Here is a 17629-nt window from a genome sequence, read left to right as displayed (position 1 = left end):
AGGGATCGAGGGCTCGACAAGCCGGCATTCAGGGACGGACGACGATGCCGATGAGCGCGTGGCAAAAAAGATGCGCGATGCTGACGCTGATCTGGGTCGCGGGTATCGCCTGGGGCAGCTTGAGCCCGGCTTCCGATCTGCCGCAGCACCTGCCGTGGGACAAGCTCAACCATTTCATCGCCTACGCCGGTCTGGCAGCGGGCCTGCGTCTCACCGGTCGCCGGTGGATGGTCGCCTGGGGGGTGGCCGTCATCGTCAGTATCGTCATCGAAGTGCTGCAGATCTGGGTGCCGGGGCGCCACGGTGGCGACTGGGGCGACATTCTGGCGAATGCCTTGGGTGCCGGCGTGGGTCTGGTGGGGCTTTTCCTGATCGGAAAGTGGATACGCTACCGGAATGGCACTCAACAATAGTCGAAGAGATCGCCCCGCCAGTTGATGGCAATGCCGTTGGAACGCCCTTCGATATCGAGCACCTTTTTGGTGCGCTTGTGTTATTTAGGCACTGTTTTGAAACAATTTGTTGTTGTTCCGGCGGATTCCAAACCCGACAGAGGTCGCAAGGCCGGTCGACGATAGCGCTAGAGTAGCGTTGAAACAGGGTTTTACGCGCGGCAGAGCGAAAGTGGAACGAACTTTGCTAATTTCATCTGGGCATGTCGCGACATGCACTCAAATGATAACGCGAGGGAGTTGATTCCATATGCGCTACAAGAATAAAAGCCTGATTGTCATGCCAGCCGCCATGCTAGCCGCGGTTGCCGTCACCCATGTTCAGGCTGCCACTCTGGATGATGTCAAAAGCAGCGGCGAGTTCACCTGTGGCGTCAGCACGGGCCTTACCGGTTTCTCCTCACCCGACGAGAATGGCAAGTGGACCGGTATCGACGTCGAAGTCTGCCGTGCCGTTGCCGCGGCCGTTCTGGGCGATCCGGAAAAGGTCGTCTTCTCTCCGCTCACCGCCAAGGAGCGTTTCACCGCCCTGCAGTCCGGCGAGGTCGATCTGCTCTCCCGCAACACGACCTGGACCGCCACGCGTGACAACTCCCTGGGTCTGAACTTCGCTGGCGTCAACTTCTACGACGGTCAGGGCTTCCTGGTACGCAAGGACCTGGGCGTCAAGAGTGCGACAGAGCTTGATGGGGCGTCGATCTGTGTCCAGGCCGGCACCACCACCGAGCTGAACATGGCCGACTACTTCAAGGCGCATGACATGCAGTTCCAGCAGGTCGCCTTCGATACCTCGGACCAGACCGCTCAGGGTTTCGATAGTGGCCGCTGTGACGTACTGACGTCCGACTCCTCGCAGCTGGCCGCGCTGCGTCTGCAGCTGGCGGATCCCGACGGCGTTGTCATTCTGCCCGAGCGCATTTCCAAGGAACCGCTGGGTCCGGTCGTGCGCCAGGGTGACGATCAGTGGTTCGATATCGTCAAGTGGAGCCTGTTCGCCATGCTCAATGCCGAAGAACTCGGCGTGACCAGCGAAAATGTCGACCAGATGCGCGATAACCCGCCGAATCCGGACGTGGCTCGCCTGCTGGGCAAGGATGGTAACTTCGGCGAGCAGATGGGCATCAGCAACGACTGGGCCTACAACATCGTCAAGATGGTCGGCAACTACGGCGAAGTCTTCGAACGTACCGTCGGTATGGACTCGCCGATGGAGCTCGAGCGCGGCATCAACGCGCTGTGGAACGAGGGCGGCATCCAGTATGCCCCGCCGGTTCGCTAAGCGTTAAATCGTCCTCTCGACACCGCGTCCCTTCGGTCTGAGCGCCGGGACGCGGTGCCTCTCAACGCTCGAGTAGAGACAACTCATGTTGCGTCCATCCACTACCCTGCCGCGTCGGGGGCGGGGGCCCTTGTGGCGGAATCCCGCCATTCGCGCCCTGATCGTCCAGGCCGTGCTGTTTCTGGTCCTGGCGGCCTTCGTCGGTTATCTGGTTCACAATACGCTGCTCAACCTCGAGGCCCGCGGTATCCATACCGGCTTTGGCTTTCTCGAAGGTCGGGCTGGCTTTGCGATTCCGCAGACGCTGATCGAGTACACCAGCGATAGCACCTACGGCAAGACGTTCGTCATCGGACTGCTCAACACGCTGCTGGTGTCGGCGCTGGGGATCGTGGCGGCCACCATCATCGGTTTCATGGTCGGCATCGCCCGGCTGTCGCCCAACTGGTTGTTGGCGCGCCTGGCCACGATCTATGTCGAGGCCTTCCGTAACATCCCGCTGCTGGTCCAGATCCTGTTCTGGTATTACGCCGTGCTGCGGGCACTGCCATCGCCGCGACAGAGCCTGTCGTTGTTCGATGCCTTTTTCTTCAACGTTCGCGGCATGGTGATGCCCGATCCACAGCCGCTGGATGGCTTCGCCGCCACGCCGTGGGCGTTATTGATCGCCGTGGTCGGTGCCATCCTGTTCGGACTGTTCGCCAAGCGACGTCAGGCAAGAACCGGGCAGGCGCTGCCGGTCTACTGGATCGGCGCGGCTCTCGTCATCGGCCTGCCATTGATCGTCTTCCTTCTCACCGGTTCGCCACTCGAGTGGACGTTGCCGGAACTGACCGGGTTCAACTTCCGCGGCGGGATCAATATTCTGCCGGAGCTGTTGGCACTGTGGTTGGCGCTGTCGATCTATACCGCCGCTTTCATTGCCGAGATCGTGCGCTCGGGCATTCTGTCGGTCTCTCACGGTCAGACGGAAGCGGCACGCTCGCTGAGCCTGCCGGAGGCCATTACCCTGCGCAAGATCGTCATCCCCCAGGCGATGCGGGTCATCGTGCCGCAGATGACCAGCCAGTATCTCAACCTGATCAAGAACTCATCGCTGGCCACCGCCATCGGCTACCCGGATCTGGTCGCCGTCTTTGCCGGCACCACGCTCAACCAGACGGGGCAGGCGATCGAGATCATCGCCATGACCATGGCGGTCTACCTGGTCATCAGTCTGACGGTGTCGTTCCTGATGAATCTCTACAATGCCCGCACGCTGCTGAAGGAGCGTTGAGATGACGACTGACTCTACCTTCCGCACCGAGATGATCGACGCGCGCGAGGCGCCCGACCAGAGCCGAGGCGTGATCGGCTGGTTTCGGGCCAATCTGTTCAACGGTCCGATCAACAGCATCGTCTCGATCGTGGTCATCGTGTTACTGGCGCGATTGGTCTGGCCATTCCTTGAGTGGGCGATCATCGATGCCGACTGGATCGGTACCACGCGTGATGCCTGTACCGGTGATGGCGCCTGCTGGGTTTTCATCTCGGCCCGGTTCGAATCCATCATCTACGGCTTCTACCCCGAGGCCGCGCGTTGGCGGGTCGACATCGTGTTTGCGCTGCTGGCGATTCTGGTCGCCTGGCTGGCGGTGCCGAAGATGCCGCGCAAGAAGTGGGTGGCGCTGTTCACGTTGACCGGCTTCCCGATCATTGCCTTTTTCCTGCTGGTGGGCGGCTCGTTCGGACTCGAGTACGTACCGACTCGCGCCTGGGGCGGGCTGATGCTGACGCTGACGATCGCGGTGGTGGGCATCGTCGGATCGCTGCCGCTGGGTATCATCCTGGCGCTGGGACGGCGCTCGAAGATGCCCTTCGTCAAAGGGATCTGCGTGATCTTCATCGAGTTCTGGCGAGGGGTCCCGCTGATCACGGTGCTGTTCATGGCGTCGGTGATGCTGCCGCTGTTCGTGCCGGGAGAGCTGGATTTCGACAAGCTGCTGCGTGCGCTGATCGGCATCATGTTCTTCTGGAGCGCGTACATGGCGGAGGTCATTCGTAGTGGCCTGCAGGCGATCGGCAAAGGGCAGAACGAGGCCGGACAGGCGCTGGGACTAAGCTACTGGCAGCGAACGGGGCTGATCATTCTGCCGCAGGCGCTGAAAATGGTCATCCCGGGCATCGTCAATACCTTCATCGCGCTGTTCAAGGACACCTCGCTGGTACTGATCATCGGCCTGTTCGACCTGCTGGCGATCATCCGTGCCGGACTGACCGACTCGAACTGGCTCGGTTTCTCCACCGAAGGCTACGTGTTCGCGGCGGCGGTCTACTGGATCTTCTGTTTCAGCATGTCTCGCTACAGCCAGTACATCGAGCGCCGTCTCAATACCGGACATAAACGGTGAGGGCGGCGAGCGTGTCTGCGCCTGCGTCCTCACATAACAAGATCGTCATCAGGAAATCATTGCCATGAGCGAAGCGACAGCGTCTCGGACCACCGCGCCCGGCAGCGACGGACCGATGATCGAAATCGATCATCTCAACAAGTGGTACGGCAGCTTTCATGTGCTGCGCGACATCAACCTGACCGTGACCAAGGGGGAGCGCATCGTCATCTGCGGACCGTCAGGTTCGGGAAAATCGACGATGATTCGTTGCATCAATCATCTGGAGGAGCATCAGCAGGGTTCGATCGTGGTCAACGGCGTGCCGATGACCAATGACGTCAAGCGGATCGAACAGATTCGCCGCAACGTCGGCATGGTCTTCCAGCACTTCAATCTGTTTCCGCACCTGAGCGTGCTGGAGAACTGCTGCCTGTCCCAGATCTGGGTGCAGAAGAAGCCCCGTGCCGAGGCCGAGAAGACCGCCATGGAGTATCTCGAGCGCGTCCAGATCGCCGATCAGGCGCTGAAGTATCCCGGCCAGCTCTCGGGTGGCCAGCAGCAGCGCGTGGCGATCGCCCGGGCGCTCTGCATGCGTCCCGAGGTGATGCTGTTCGACGAGCCGACGTCAGCGCTCGATCCTGAGATGATCAAGGAAGTGCTCGACGTCATGATCGAGCTGGCACATGAAGGCATGACCATGCTCTGCGTCACCCACGAGATGGGCTTCGCCAAGACCGTCGCCGACCGGGTAATCTTCATGGACCAGGGGCAGATCATCGAGGAAGCGCCGCCGCACGAGTTCTTCAACAACCCGCGTTCCGAACGCACCCAACTGTTCCTGAGCCAGATTCTGGGACATTGACCTCGTGATGGAGAGAGCCACGGACATGGGTATCGAAAAACTCTTCGTCGAGGGCGCACCGCAGCCGATCGCGCCATTCTCCCACGCCTGCAAGGTCGGCAATCTGGTTTTTATCACCGGCCAGATGCCGACCGTGCCGGAGACCAACGAGATGCTGCTGGGAACCTTCACCGAGCAGACACATCGGGTGATGCAGAACCTGGCGATCGTGCTCGAGGCCGTTGGCAGCAGCTTCGAACACGTCGTCCAGAGCCGGGTCTTCATTACCAACATGGGCCACTTCGAAGAAGTGAACGGCGTCTATGCCAGCTACTTCCAGAACCCGCTGCCCACGCGGACCTGTATCGGCGTCACCGGCCTGGCTGGCGGGGCCGATGTCGAGGTGGACATGATTGCCTGGATTCCACCGGCCTAGCGTTCGCGTCGAAAGGCCGGATGGTATCGCCAGCGCCCCGCCAGCCAGCGGGGCGCTGTCGTTTCGGCGCCGTCGTTTCCATGCTGCCGACCGGGTAGGGGTTGAGCGACGCGCGAATCTCTACCACGCTTGGTGAGTACCATCCACGGACTTGGAGAATCGATCATGGACAAGACATTTGTCGTCGCCGCCGATGCCTCACGCGCGCGCATCTTCGCTCGAGAAGCGCGGACGCTGCGGGAGATCGAGACGTTGACGCATCCGGAGTCCCGGCTGCATACCGGCGATCTGCGCACCGGCGGCAAGGGCGAGGCGACCTCGGGCGCCAGCCAGCGTCAGACCGGCAACGAGAACGCCACCTCCGAAAAGCAGGCGATGGTCTTCGCCAAGGAAGTCGCGGGCTATCTGCGTGATGCGAGGACCCAGGGCAAGGCCGACAAGTTCGTACTGATTGCGGCGCCGCAGTTTCTGGGCCAGTTGCGAGAAAAGCTCGACAAGCCGACGCTCGACTGCGTGATTCAGACGCTGGACAAGGACCTCTCGAAGGCCAGCGAGGAAGAGATCGCCGGCAAGCTCGATTGACCGTTGACCCGTGCCGGCGATCGCCTCCTCAGGGGATCGTCGGCAGATCGATTTCATCGCTGCGCTGAATACCGGCGGTCATCTCGCGGCACAGGCGCAGAAACTCCCGCATGCCGGTGGTCAGATACTTCTGGCGGTGCCAGATGAAAGCGAATCGGCGCGTCAGATCCAGTTCGGGCGTCGCGATTGGTACCAGGCTGCCGCGGCGGAAGGCATCTCTCAGTGCCAGACGCGATACGCAGCCAATGCCGAGACCAGACTCCACGGCGCGCTTGATCCCTTCGGTATGTTCCAGCTCCAGCAGGATGTTGAAGCGGCCCCGTCGGTGGCGCATGGCATGTTCCAGTGTCCTGCGCGTGCCGGAACCCACCTCTCGCATGATCCACGCCTCGCGCAGCAGTCGCTCGACATCGGCGCTACGCGCTTCGGCCAGCGGGTGACGAGGGGAGCAGAACACGGTGAGATCGTCTTCGATCCAGGGTTGAATGACGATATCGTCATGCTGGCAGTCGCCCTCGATCAGACCCAGATCCAGCTCATGCAGCGCGATGCGTTCGACGATCGAGGCGGTATTGCGAACCTGCAGCCTGACCCGGCTTTCCGGATAGCGCTGCATGAAGTCGCTGATCAGCAGCGTTGCCAGATAATTGCCGATCGTCAGCGTCGCTCCGACTTCCAGCGAGCTGATACCGCTCTGGCCCTGCAGCAGCTCTTCGATCTCCTCCCCGCGATCCAGCAAGGCGACCACCTTGGGCAGTAGCTGAAAACCCAGCGCATTCAGTTTGAGGCGTTTGCCGAGTCGATCCAGCAACTGGCAGTCGAACTGACGCTCCAGTTCCGCCAGCGCGGTGCTCGTTGCCGACTGCGACATCGACAGCGTCTGGGCGGCGCGGGAAACGCTCTGATGCTGGGCGATCGCCACGAAAACCTCGAGTTGACGCAGGGTATAGCGCATGTCCTGGATCCGTTATCGATTTTGTGGATATAGAATATCCAAATAATCCACTTAACAGAATACTGGCAGTTTCTTATAGTTCGGTCATCTACTTGGCATCTCATCTATGCCTTTTCGCTATTATCGGTCGCAGTCATCGTCAGGAGTCGGTCATGAGCAAGTTTGCCCTGGAAGAGGTCTTGAGCGTTCACCACTGGAACGACACGCTGTTCAGCTTCCGGACCACGCGCGAACGCAGTTTGCGCTTCAAGAACGGGCAGTTCGTCATGATCGGCCTGGAAGTCGACGGCAAGCCGCTGGTGCGCGCTTATTCCGTCGCCAGCCCCAACTATGAAGATCACCTCGAGTTCTTCAGCATCAAGGTACAGGATGGTCCGCTGACGTCGCGTCTGCAGCACCTCAAGGTGGGCGATCAGATCATGGTCAGCCGCAAGCCGACCGGTACGCTGGTCTGCGACGATCTGCTGCCGGGACGCAACCTGTACATGCTTTCCACCGGCACCGGGCTGGCCCCTTTCATGAGCCTGATTCAGGATCCCGAAGCCTATGAGCGCTTCGAGAAGATCGTGCTGATTCACGGCGTGCGGTCGGTCAGCGAGCTGGCCTACGCCGACTTCATCTCCAAGGAGCTGCCGGCGCACGAGTACCTGGGCGACGAGATTCGCGAGAAGCTGGTCTATTACCCGACGGTGACGCGCGAAGCGTTTCACACCATGGGTCGCCTGACCGACCATATCCGCAGCGGCAAGCTGTTCGAGGACACGGGCTTGCCGCCGCTGGATCCGAAGCAGGATCGGGCCATGATCTGCGGCAGCCCGGCGATGCTCGAGGAGACCAGCGGGCTGCTCGACGAACTGGGGTTTGCCATTTCGCCGCGAATGGGCGAGCCGGGTGACTATGTCATCGAGCGGGCTTTTGTTGAAAAATAAGGTCGAGAAGTGATCCGACTCGCCGAGCGCGTGATGACGTAAGCTCGAAGCGGAAATAAAAACCGCCTCCCCGGCAGGACCGTGGAGGCGGTTTTTTTTGGGCTGATTTCGAGCGCAGCCAGTTTTCAGACCGCGTCTTTGCCGGTCTCGCCGGTACGGATACGAATCACCTGCTCCAGCGGCGAGACGAAGATCTTGCCGTCGCCGATCTTGCCGGTGTTGGCCACCTTGGTGATGGCATCGATCACCTGATCGCTCATGCCGTCGTCGACGGCGACCTCGAGCTTGATCTTGGGAAGGAAGTCGACCACGTACTCGGCGCCACGATAGAGCTCGGTGTGACCTTTCTGGCGACCGAAACCCTTGACCTCGGTCACGGTGACACCCTGCACGCCGATCTCGGATAGAGATTCACGCACGTCGTCCAGCTTGAACGGTTTGATAATGGCGGTAACCAGTTTCATGGAAGTTCTCCTCGCGTGCGATGGACGGATAATGTGCGCTCAAGTCCTTGAGTCGCCGTCATGAATGCCGGACGACCGTTAGTTTAAGCATACACCGCCGATCGCGGGAATTAAAAAAGGCCCCCCGAAGGGGGCCAGGGGAGCACGCCAGCTCACTCGGTGTATCGGCTTACTTCTTGCCGACGTTGAATTCAGGATAGGCTTCCATACCGCATTCCGCGATGTCGACGCCTTCATATTCTTCTTCTTCGGAGACTCGGATACCCATGACGGCCTTGATGATGCCCCAGACGATCAGGCTGGCGATGAAGGTCCAGGCGAAGATCGTCGCGATACCCAGCAACTGGGCGCCGAAGGTGGCATCACCGTTGGAGAAGGGTACCGCGATCAGCCCCCAGATGCCGACCACGCCGTGAACCGAGATGGCACCGACCGGATCATCGATCTTGACCTTGTCGAGCGTCACGATGGCGACGACCACCAGCAGGCCACCGACTGCACCGATCAGCGTGGCGGTGAGCGCGGTCGGCGCCAGCGGCTCGGCAGTGATGGCAACCAGGCCCGCCAGGGCGCCGTTCAATGCCATGGTCAGGTCGGCCTTGCGGAACCAGAGCTTGGCCAGAATGATCGCGGCGATGACGCCACCGGCCGCGGCCGCGTTGGTGTTGACGAAAACCTGCGCCACGGCGTTGGCTTCACCGATATTGGAAACCATCAGCTCGGAGCCACCGTTGAAACCGAACCAGCCCAGCCACAGGATGAAGGTGCCGAGCGTTGCCAGCGGCAGGTTGGAGCCAGGAATCGCGTAGATAGCACCGTTCTTGCCGTACTTGCCCTTGCGCGCGCCCAGCAGCAGAACCCCGGCGAAAGCGGCTGTCGCGCCACACAGGTGGACGACACCGGACCCGGCGAAATCCTGGAAACCGGCTGCGTCGAGGAAACCGCCGCCCCACTTCCAGTAGCCCTGGATCGGATAGATGAAGCCGGTCATGACGACGGCGAAGAGCATGAACGCCCAGAGCTTCATGCGTTCGGCGACGGCACCGGAGACGATCGACATGGCCGTGGCAACGAAGACGACCTGGAAGAAGAAGTCCGAACGCGCGGAGTAGTAGACGTCGCCGCCGCTGGACATCACGTCGTCGACGCTGTTTTCCGCACCGATCAGAAAGCCGAGGCTCGGGAAGAAGCCACCGCTCTCGCTGGAGTACATGATGTGATAGCCGACCAGCAGATACATGGTACAGGCAATGGCGTAGAGAACGACGTTCTTGGTCAGAATCTCGGTGGTGTTCTTGGCGCGAACCAGGCCCGCCTCGAGCATGGCAAAACCGGCCGCCATCCACATCACCAGGGCACCAGTCACCAGAAAGTAGAAGGTGTCGAGTGCGTAGGAAAGTTGAACCACTTGATCATTCATTCTTTTGTCTCCTCGTTCCGCGCCGTTAAACGGCGTCGGCCCCGCGTTCCCCGGTTCGAATCCGGATCACATCTTCGAGTGGCGTGACGAACAGCTTGCCGTCGCCGATCTTGCCGCTGTTGGCGGCATTGCGGATCGAATCCAGCACGCCATCGACACGATCGTCTTCGACAGCGACTTCGACCTTCACCTTCGGCAGGAAATCGACGACGTATTCCGCGCCGCGATAAAGCTCGGTATGGCCTTTCTGACGACCAAACCCTTTCACTTCTGTGACGGTGATGCCCTGCACGCCGTTATCGGCCAGTGCCTCGCGCACATCGTCGAGCTTGAAGGGTTTAATGATGGCGGTGATGAGTTTCATCCCATGTCTCTCCCGTAGTCGGCTAGCGCCTAAAGGTTACACGCAGGACACATGCCACTCGGCATCGACGTCATTTAAATCAATGACTTGAAGTCGTTTTTGTCGTCGCTACGCTCTGGCGCGTAACGGTGATGCCCGATAACCGCACCAATAAGAGGCGCCTGGGTTTTCGGTGTGCACCGTTTGTGCGCAGGCGAGAAAGCGTGACTTTGCGTATGCTGAATGGCTAGCCATCACGGCGATGATCATCAACGCAGCAGGGCACCAAGGAGAGAACGTCATGTCGGCACAGGATCGGTTCGAACGCTTGACCAGGCAGTTGGGCGACAAGTTGCATGGCGCGTCTCAAGCGCCGGGCGATATTCAGCGCAACATGCAGGGCGTGTTGCGTGGCGCGATGGAACGCATGGAAATCGTGTCTCGAGAGGACTTCGACATCATGATGGAAGTGCTTCAGCGCACTCGTGAGCGGGTCGAGGCATTGGAGGAGCAGGTCGCGGCACTGGAGAACACGCTCCAGAGCGAGCAGGCATCCCAGCCCAGGGTCCAGCCCCACGTGCCGCCCATCGACGATGTGGATGGCAGCGCTCACGGGAAGAAATCCTGAGCGAGGTGACGACGGTTCGGAGCGTTACCCATGATTGCAATAATGCGTAACATTATGTAGTCGTGTAGGCTGGATGGCATGCCGCTCCGGCATGCCTCTGGCCTGTGGCACCCGCCCAGGTGTGGACCTGGGAGACGACATGACCCTTGCCATCGTGCGCGCTCGCGCCAGCCTCGGACTCGAGGCACCGGAAGTCCTGATCGAGGTACATCTCAGTAACGGCCTGCCCGGGCTGACGCTGGTCGGACTGCCGGAGGCCGCGGTCAAGGAGAGCCGCGAGCGCGTTCGAAGCGCGCTCATCAATGCCGGATTCGAATTCCCTTCTCGCCGCATCACGCTCAATCTGGCGCCCGCCGACCTGCCCAAGGATGGCGGGCGTTTCGACCTCCCCATTGCCCTGGGCATTCTGATGGCCTCCGGTCAGGTGCCGGTCGAAGCGGCCGAAAAGCTCGAGATCGTCGGCGAACTGGCACTGGACGGCGCGCTGCGCCCGGTGACCGGCGTACTGCCCACGGCACTGGCGGCGCGACGCGCAGGTCGCGGTCTCATCGTCCCGCTTGCCAATGCCGACGAGGCCGCGCTGGCCGATGGCGTCGAGGTGTTCGCGGCGGGGCATATTCTCGAAGTGGTGGGTCATTTACTGGGTCGCGAGAAGCTCCCTGCGCACCAGTTTGGGGCGCCGGTTCAGGCGCGGGTTCCGCAGCCCGACATGGCAGACGTCAAAGGGCAGCATCAGGCGCGCCGAGCGCTGGAAGTCGCGGCGGCGGGCGGTCACAACCTGCTGCTGGCAGGTCCGCCGGGCACCGGCAAGACCATGCTGGCGAGCCGGCTGGCCGGCATTCTGCCGCCCCTGACACAGGACGAATCGCTCGAGGTCGCCGCCGTGCGCTCGGTCTGCGGGCTGCCGATCATGGAACGCTGGGGGCAGCGACCGTTTCGCAACCCGCATCACACCTCGAGCAGTGTCGCGCTGGTCGGTGGAGGATCGCGACCGAGACCCGGCGAGATATCGCTGGCGCATCAGGGCGTGCTGTTTCTGGACGAACTCCCGGAGTTCGATCGCCACGTGCTGGAAGTGCTGCGCGAGCCGATGGAGTCGGCGCAGATTCTGATCTCCCGGGCCAATCATCAGCGCCGCTTTCCGGCCCGTTTCCAGCTTGTCGCGGCGATGAATCCTTGCCCGTGTGGCCATCTCGGCGACCCGCGCCAGCGCTGCCACTGCAGCCCGGCGCAGATCCAGCGCTACCAGTCACGGCTGTCCGGGCCGCTGCTGGACCGGATCGATCTCCAGGTCGAAGTGCCGGCACTCCCCGCCACCCAACTGACCGACCAGACGCCCGGCGAATCTTCCGCCAGCGTGATGGAGCGTGTCCTGGCCGCCCGCCGGCGCCAGCAGGCGCGAGGCTTGCTCAACGCCCACCTGCCGGGGCCCGAGCTGGAAGCGGCGTGCGCCTTGTCGCCGGACGAGCGCCAGTGGTTCGCAAGCGTTCTGGACCGTCTCAACCTTTCCGCACGGGCCTATCACCGCGTACTGCGGGTCGCCTTGACCCTGGCCGACCTCAGCGGTGAAACGCGTGTCGGCAAGGCGCAACTGATGGAGGCGATCGGCTATCGCCAGCTGGATCGCATGTTGAAAGCCAACGATCCCATGCGGGCCTGAGTCCTGAAGGCGTTGCTCAATTCGCTTCCTGCAGCGCCAGGGCCAACGTCTCGAGTCTTCCCGGTACCAGCGCGTCATCGAGCGCGCTGATGCGCAGCACGTGCCCCAGCGCGGGATGGGCGGGGCGGTGGATCAGCGTGCCTTCCGCCAGCAGCTGCCGGTGGATCTCGCTCGCGCGTTCGGCGGTTTCCATTCTCAGACTGACGAAATTGGTCGTGCTGGGCAGCACCTCGGCGCCACGCTCCTGCAACCATTGGCTCAGCGCTTCGCGTCGCTTGACCACCGCTGCCACGTGCTCGCGGGTTTCGTCGGGATGCCGGAGCACGGTCTCTGCGGCCGCCAGCGCCAGCGACGAGACGGCGTAGTGAATCCTCACCTTCAACAGCATGGCTCGGGTTTCCGGCAAGGCGATGGCGTAACCCACACGCAGCCCTGCCAGTCCATGAGCCTTGGAGAAGGTGCGTAGCCGAATCACGCCGGGCCAGACGGCATTGGCTTCGGACGCGTCCGCATCGTCACGAAAATCGTGGTAGGCCTCGTCCAGCACCAGGGTGCAGTCGTCGGGAAGGTGCTCGCGCAGTGCACGCACGTCGGCATCGCTGTGGAGATGGCCGGCGGGGTTGTCGGGGTTGGCCAGATAGACCACCCGAGCCCGTTCGCGCTTGGCCGCGGCTGCCAGCCCGCCGAGGTCCGGGGCCAGATAACCCGGGCCGCTGGCGTACTCGACTTCGATCTGGCGACAGCCGTGTCCGTGCACGAAGTAGCTCCAGGTCGGGTAGGTGCCGGCGCTGGTGATGACCGTGTCCCCCGGCTCGCACAGCGCACGCAGCGTCAGCGCCATCAGGCTGTCCGCGCCCGCATCTACCAGCAGTGTCTCCATCGGCAGCCCCAGGCCTTCGGCGAGCAGCTCGCGAATCCGCCACGCCTCGGCGTCGCCGTAGGTACGGGCGAGGTCGGCGATGTCGCTTCCGAATCGCGCCGCCAGCGCCCGATGGGGCATATCCAACCCTTCATTGGAACCGATGCGATGGGGCAGCGCGTGGCCCAGACGGCGTTCCAGCGCCTGTAAGCCGGGGAAGGGATTGTGGGGGCCGTGCTGGTTTTCGAGATGGGGAGCAAAGCGTGACATGGGCTTCTCAGTCGTGACGTTGAGCGATAGCGGATGGTGGAAACGATAAAAGGGGCAGCGACGTTCACTGGCGAGTTCACGGTGCCGGGAGGGCATCGTCCGATGGCAGGGCGTCAAGATCCACCGCGCCGCTGGCCTGCCAGTGCCAGTGAGTACCCTCGTCCCCCGGCCGGGATAGATCGAACTGCAGCCGATAGGGCTGCAGGATACGGTCGCTCAAGTGCAGCGGCGGGGTCTCGGCGCTGAGCCGGGCTTGCAGCAGCCACTGCTGGCTGGCGCTTTGCGACATCGAGACGGGCGCCCAGTCCAGCACGTGCGGTGCGTTCTCCTGGCTCAGCAGCCCCCGGGCCAGCGCTTCATTGAGCGCCTCGGGGGTAATCGGCAGTGACGCATCCACCTGCGCCGGGCGCATCAGGACAGTGACCGCCGAGGCGTTCTCGAAAGACCAGGGCGGCGTCTCGAGCAGGCCTCGGGCCGCGTTATCCGCCAACCCGCGCAGCGCTTCGCGAGCGTCCGGCGGCGACTGGCTGAGGCCAGCGCAGCCGGCCAGCGTCATGACCAGGATGCTGACGAGCAGAAACTTCATGGCTTTGGCTTTGGCTTTGGCTTTGGCTTTGGCTTTGGAACGGGAGCTGGTGGGTGCGTCGCCGCGAAGCGTGTCAGAAAGTCATCGAGCGCTTCGAAAAGCAGACGTCGGATCGGCTCCGCCTCGTTGACCAGGTGGTGGCGGGCATCGGGGTGCCGCACCACCTGGGCGCGCGGAAACTTGCGCCGCAGTGCCTTGAGATTCCAGCTCCAGTCGACGGTCAGGTCCTGCTCGCCCTGCAGGATCAGCACCGGCAGCTCGCTGGGCGGACGCTTCAGCAGCGTCGGCATCCAGCGGCGCATCGCGGTGACCCAGGTCAGTGCCAGATGATCGTCCTGCAGCGGGTCGTGCAGACGTAAAAAATCGGCGAAGTCGAGATTGGTGGTATTGGCGCGATACTTTCGGGGAATGGTATCCACGAACGGACTGGCGATACGGTGGAGCCAGCGCGACTGATTCCAGCCCCACGGGCGGACCAGCGGCGCCAGCATTACCAGCCCTTGCCACGGCGCCTGATCGCCGCGCGCCAGGGCATCGGTGGCGACGATCGAGGCGCCCGTGCTTTGGCCGATCGCCAGCCACGGGCCCGGCGCGAGATTCAGGTCGGCGATCTGGCGTTCGATGCTATTGAAGCACTTCACGTAATCGGTGAAATCATCGATGGTGGCACGAGCACCGCTGGAGAGTCCGTGGCCGGGCAGATCCCACATCACGACCTGCCAGCCGAGCGCCAGCAGTCGTTCGAGCAGATGGCCGTAGAGCCCGAGATGATCGAAGTAGCCGTGAACCACGAAGATCGTCCCGCGGGGGGCGGGCGGGACCCACACCTGAGTCCACAGTTCGAAGGTTCGGCCTGCCTCGCCTTCGGCCTGCAGGAAACCGGCATGAAGCTGGAGGTCGGGATGGGCTTCCAGCAGTGCCGACAACCGGTAGTGATCGAGATAGCCGGCCAGTGGCGAATCGGTGGGCGTTTCGATATGGCGGACGGTGCCAACCGTCTTGAGTGGCGAAAAGTCGAGCATGCGTGTGTCTCCTGGTCCGCCTATGCTACTCGCCGTGCGCCGCCGAAACCATGGCATGAAGCGGGCGATGGCAGGCCGTCGAGACAGCGCCGACGGCGGCTGACGAAGGTCGAAGAAGACAATGCCCGACTGGCTGATTATGATGTCGTACAGTATGTGGAAATATTTTCCATAAATAATCTTGGGCCCGATGACGTCGCAGGATGACGAGACGATGACTGTGGCCTCAGTGACCGCCGATCTGGAGACGAACATGACATCCGCTACGACAAAACGTACCACTCATCACCGATTACAGGTAGCGAACGAGCTCGATCGCTTCATCGTCGATGAAGTCATGCCCGGCACCGGCATCGAGGCCGACGCGTTCTGGGCCGGTTTCGATGCGCTGGTTCATGACCTGGCGCCTCGCAATCGGGAACTGCTGGCCGAGCGCGATCGCCTTCAGGCCAAGCTCGATGAATGGCACCAGGCCAATCCGGGTGAAATCAAGGACATGGCGGGCTATCGCGCCTTCCTCGAGGAGATCGGCTATCTGGTCGACGCGCCGGCCAAGGTGCAGGCCTCCACGGCCAATGTCGATGCCGAGATCGCGCGTCAGGCCGGGCCGCAGCTGGTGGTGCCGGTTAACAACGCGCGCTACGCGCTGAACGCCGCCAACGCCCGCTGGGGCAGTCTCTACGACGCGCTCTACGGCACCGACGTGATCAGCGAGGCCGATGGCGCCGAGAAGGGTGGCGACTACAACCCCAAGCGCGGCGCCAAGGTGATCGCCTATGCCCGCAACGTGCTCGACATGGCCGCGCCGCTGGCGACCGGGACGCATCGGGATGCCGTTGGCTACGTCGTTCGTGACAATCGACTGTCGGTAAAACTCGAGGGCGGGCGCGATACCGGGCTGAAGAACCCGGGCCATTTCGTCGGCTTCCAGGGCGAGGCCGCCTCGCCCGATGCCATCCTGCTCTCCAATCATGGCCTGCATCTCGAAATCCAGATCGATGCCGAGCATCCGATCGGCAGGACCGACCCGGCCCACGTCAAGGATCTGCTGGTCGAAGCGGCGATCACCACGATCATGGATTGCGAAGACTCGATTGCCGCCGTCGATGCCGAGGACAAGACGCTGGTCTATCGCAACTGGCTCGGTCTGATGAAAGGCGATCTCGAGGAGCGCTTCGACAAGGGCGGCAAGACCGTGACCCGGCGTCTCAATCCGGATCGGGATTACACCCTGCCGGATGGCGGCTCGCTGACGCTGCCGGGCCGCTCGCTGATGTTCGTGCGTAACGTCGGTCATCTGATGACGACGCCGGCCATTCTCGATGGCGACGGCAACGAGATTCCCGAGGGCATTCTGGACGCGGTGATGACCTCGCTGATCGGTCTGCATGATCTGAAACGGAAGGCGGAGACCTCGCTGGGCAATTCGCGCGCCGGGTCGCTGTATATCGTCAAACCCAAGATGCACGGCCCGCAGGAAGTGGCCTTTGCCGACGAGCTGTTCGGGCGCGTCGAACAGCTGCTCGGGCTGCCGGCGGACACGCTGAAGATGGGCATCATGGATGAGGAGCGGCGGACCTCGGTCAACCTCAAGGCCTGCATCGAAGCGGCCTCGTCGCGGGTCGCGTTCATCAATACCGGCTTTCTCGATCGCACCGGCGACGAGATGCATACGGCCATGAATGCGGGGCCGATGCTGCGCAAGGGTGACATGAAAGGCAGCCAGTGGATCGCTGCCTACGAACGCAGCAACGTCCAGATCGGGCTGGCCTGTGGACTGCGCGGGCGGGCCCAGATCGGCAAGGGCATGTGGGCGATGCCGGATCTGATGGCGGCGATGCTCGAGCAGAAGGTGGGCCATCCCAAGGCCGGCGCCAATACCGCCTGGGTGCCGTCGCCGACCGCCGCGGTGCTGCACGCGCTGCACTATCATCAGATCGATGTCGGCGCGGTCCAGCGCGAACTGGAAGATCAAGGGGAAACGAATCTGCTCGACGATCTGCTGACCGTGCCGGTCGATCCCAAGGCGGCCTGGCGAGCCGACGAAATCCAGCAGGAACTCGACAACAACTGCCAAGGCATTCTCGGCTACGTGGTGCGCTGGGTCGAGCACGGGGTCGGTTGCTCCAAGGTGCCGGATATCCACAACGTCGGGCTGATGGAAGATCGCGCCACGCTGCGTATCTCCAGCCAGCACATCGCCAACTGGCTGCACCACGGGATCGTGGACGAAGCGCAGGTGCGCGAAACCCTCGAGCGCATGGCCAAGGTGGTCGACGAGCAGAATGCCGGCGATTCCGGCTACACGCCGATGACCTCGCGGCTGGATGATTCCACCGCGTTTCAGGCCGCGTCGGATCTGATCTTCAAGGGCCGCGAACAGCCCTCCGGCTACACCGAGCCGCTGCTGCATCACTGGCGCGCCGTGGACAAGGCGAAGCACTGAGCTACGAGCTACGTAAAAGCGCCAGCGACATTGTCGCTGGCGCTTTTCTTTGTAGACTGCGGGCGCAGACTGGTTTTCGCGGCTC

At 62.4% G+C, this 17629-nt stretch carries 18 protein-coding genes; 11 read left to right on the top strand and 7 right to left on the bottom strand.

Annotated elements, in window-relative coordinates:
* Positions 1–77: 77 nt before the first annotated feature.
* From DOM36_RS06850 to DOM36_RS06820, 7 genes are all read left to right on the top strand, one after another.
* Positions 78–413, top strand: a complete 336-nt coding sequence (locus tag DOM36_RS06850; RefSeq protein WP_232823758.1) for a VanZ family protein — start codon at positions 78–80, stop codon at positions 411–413.
* 289 nt (positions 414–702) lie between these two features.
* Positions 703–1731 (top strand): amino acid ABC transporter substrate-binding protein, encoded by a 1029-nt coding sequence (locus DOM36_RS06845; protein ID WP_075568460.1) that lies wholly within the window; start codon positions 703–705, stop codon positions 1729–1731.
* 85 nt (positions 1732–1816) lie between these two features.
* Positions 1817–3007 (top strand): amino acid ABC transporter permease, encoded by a 1191-nt coding sequence (locus tag DOM36_RS06840; RefSeq protein ID WP_075568461.1) that lies wholly within the window; start codon positions 1817–1819, stop codon positions 3005–3007.
* 1 nt (position 3008) lies between these two features.
* On the top strand, positions 3009–4121 hold the full coding sequence (locus DOM36_RS06835) for an amino acid ABC transporter permease (protein WP_110642134.1): 1113 nt from the start codon (positions 3009–3011) through the stop codon (positions 4119–4121).
* A gap of 64 nt (positions 4122–4185) precedes the next feature.
* Positions 4186–4965 (top strand): amino acid ABC transporter ATP-binding protein, encoded by a 780-nt coding sequence (locus DOM36_RS06830; RefSeq protein ID WP_279626525.1) that lies wholly within the window; start codon positions 4186–4188, stop codon positions 4963–4965.
* Positions 4966–4990: 25 nt separating this feature from the next.
* A complete protein-coding gene (locus tag DOM36_RS06825; protein ID WP_075568462.1) occupies positions 4991–5380 on the top strand; it encodes a Rid family detoxifying hydrolase in 390 nt (129 codons plus the stop codon).
* Positions 5381–5545: 165 nt separating this feature from the next.
* Positions 5546–5962: a host attachment protein gene (locus DOM36_RS06820; protein ID WP_075568463.1), complete on the top strand. Its 417-nt coding sequence runs from the start codon at positions 5546–5548 to the stop codon at positions 5960–5962.
* Positions 5963–5990: 28 nt separating this feature from the next.
* Here DOM36_RS06820 and DOM36_RS06815 read toward each other — a convergent pair whose 3' ends face one another.
* Entirely contained in the window at positions 5991–6917 is a 927-nt protein-coding gene (locus DOM36_RS06815) for a LysR family transcriptional regulator (protein WP_110642132.1), read from the bottom strand.
* A 152-nt stretch (positions 6918–7069) separates the two neighbouring features.
* On the opposite strand from DOM36_RS06815, the gene DOM36_RS06810 reads away from it, so the two are divergent.
* Positions 7070–7846 carry a ferredoxin--NADP reductase gene (locus DOM36_RS06810; RefSeq protein ID WP_075568465.1) on the top strand — a complete coding sequence of 259 codons (777 nt, stop codon included), beginning with the start codon at positions 7070–7072 and terminating at the stop codon, positions 7844–7846.
* 125 nt (positions 7847–7971) lie between these two features.
* On the opposite strand, the gene glnK is transcribed toward DOM36_RS06810, so the two are convergent.
* The 3 genes from glnK to DOM36_RS06795 all read right to left on the bottom strand — a co-directional run bounded on the left by glnK (position 7972) and on the right by DOM36_RS06795 (position 10094).
* Positions 7972–8310, bottom strand: a complete 339-nt coding sequence (glnK, locus tag DOM36_RS06805; protein ID WP_075568466.1) for a P-II family nitrogen regulator — start codon at positions 8308–8310, stop codon at positions 7972–7974.
* Between the two features lie 169 nt (positions 8311–8479).
* Complete coding sequence (locus DOM36_RS06800; RefSeq protein WP_110642130.1) at positions 8480–9730, bottom strand: ammonium transporter; 1251 nt, start codon at positions 9728–9730, stop codon at positions 8480–8482.
* Between the two features lie 25 nt (positions 9731–9755).
* Complete coding sequence (locus DOM36_RS06795) at positions 9756–10094, bottom strand: P-II family nitrogen regulator (RefSeq protein ID WP_071231037.1); 339 nt, start codon at positions 10092–10094, stop codon at positions 9756–9758.
* Positions 10095–10374: 280 nt separating this feature from the next.
* Here DOM36_RS06795 and DOM36_RS06790 point away from each other — a divergent pair, with 280 nt between their 5' ends.
* Together DOM36_RS06790 and DOM36_RS06785 are read left to right on the top strand one after the other, a co-directional pair.
* Positions 10375–10701: an accessory factor UbiK family protein gene (locus DOM36_RS06790; protein WP_075568468.1), complete on the top strand. Its 327-nt coding sequence runs from the start codon at positions 10375–10377 to the stop codon at positions 10699–10701.
* 139 nt (positions 10702–10840) lie between these two features.
* On the top strand, positions 10841–12361 hold the full coding sequence (locus DOM36_RS06785) for a YifB family Mg chelatase-like AAA ATPase (RefSeq protein ID WP_110642128.1): 1521 nt from the start codon (positions 10841–10843) through the stop codon (positions 12359–12361).
* A gap of 16 nt (positions 12362–12377) precedes the next feature.
* Here DOM36_RS06785 and DOM36_RS06780 read toward each other — a convergent pair whose 3' ends face one another.
* The 3 genes from DOM36_RS06780 to DOM36_RS06770 all read right to left on the bottom strand — a co-directional run bounded on the left by DOM36_RS06780 (position 12378) and on the right by DOM36_RS06770 (position 15098).
* Entirely contained in the window at positions 12378–13490 is a 1113-nt protein-coding gene (locus tag DOM36_RS06780) for an aminotransferase class I/II-fold pyridoxal phosphate-dependent enzyme (protein ID WP_110642126.1), read from the bottom strand.
* Positions 13491–13566: 76 nt separating this feature from the next.
* Complete coding sequence (locus DOM36_RS06775; RefSeq protein ID WP_110642124.1) at positions 13567–14076, bottom strand: hypothetical protein; 510 nt, start codon at positions 14074–14076, stop codon at positions 13567–13569.
* A complete protein-coding gene (locus tag DOM36_RS06770; RefSeq protein WP_110642122.1) occupies positions 14073–15098 on the bottom strand; it encodes an alpha/beta hydrolase in 1026 nt (341 codons plus the stop codon). The genes DOM36_RS06775 and DOM36_RS06770 overlap by 4 nt, the downstream gene beginning before the upstream one ends.
* Before the next feature lie 253 nt (positions 15099–15351).
* Between DOM36_RS06770 and DOM36_RS06765 the strand changes: the two genes are divergently transcribed.
* The gene (locus DOM36_RS06765; RefSeq protein WP_110642311.1) at positions 15352–17544 is read left to right on the top strand and encodes a malate synthase G; all 2193 of its coding nucleotides are present in this window, start codon (positions 15352–15354) and stop codon (positions 17542–17544) included.
* The last annotated feature ends 85 nt before the right edge of the window (positions 17545–17629 follow it).

It is taken from the genome of Salinicola sp. CPA57, from assembly GCF_003206035.1.
Lineage (GTDB): Bacteria > Pseudomonadota > Gammaproteobacteria > Pseudomonadales > Halomonadaceae > Salinicola > Salinicola socius.
The sequence above is the reverse complement of the archived record's forward strand: the minus strand, read 5'-3'. Positions and strand labels throughout refer to the sequence as shown.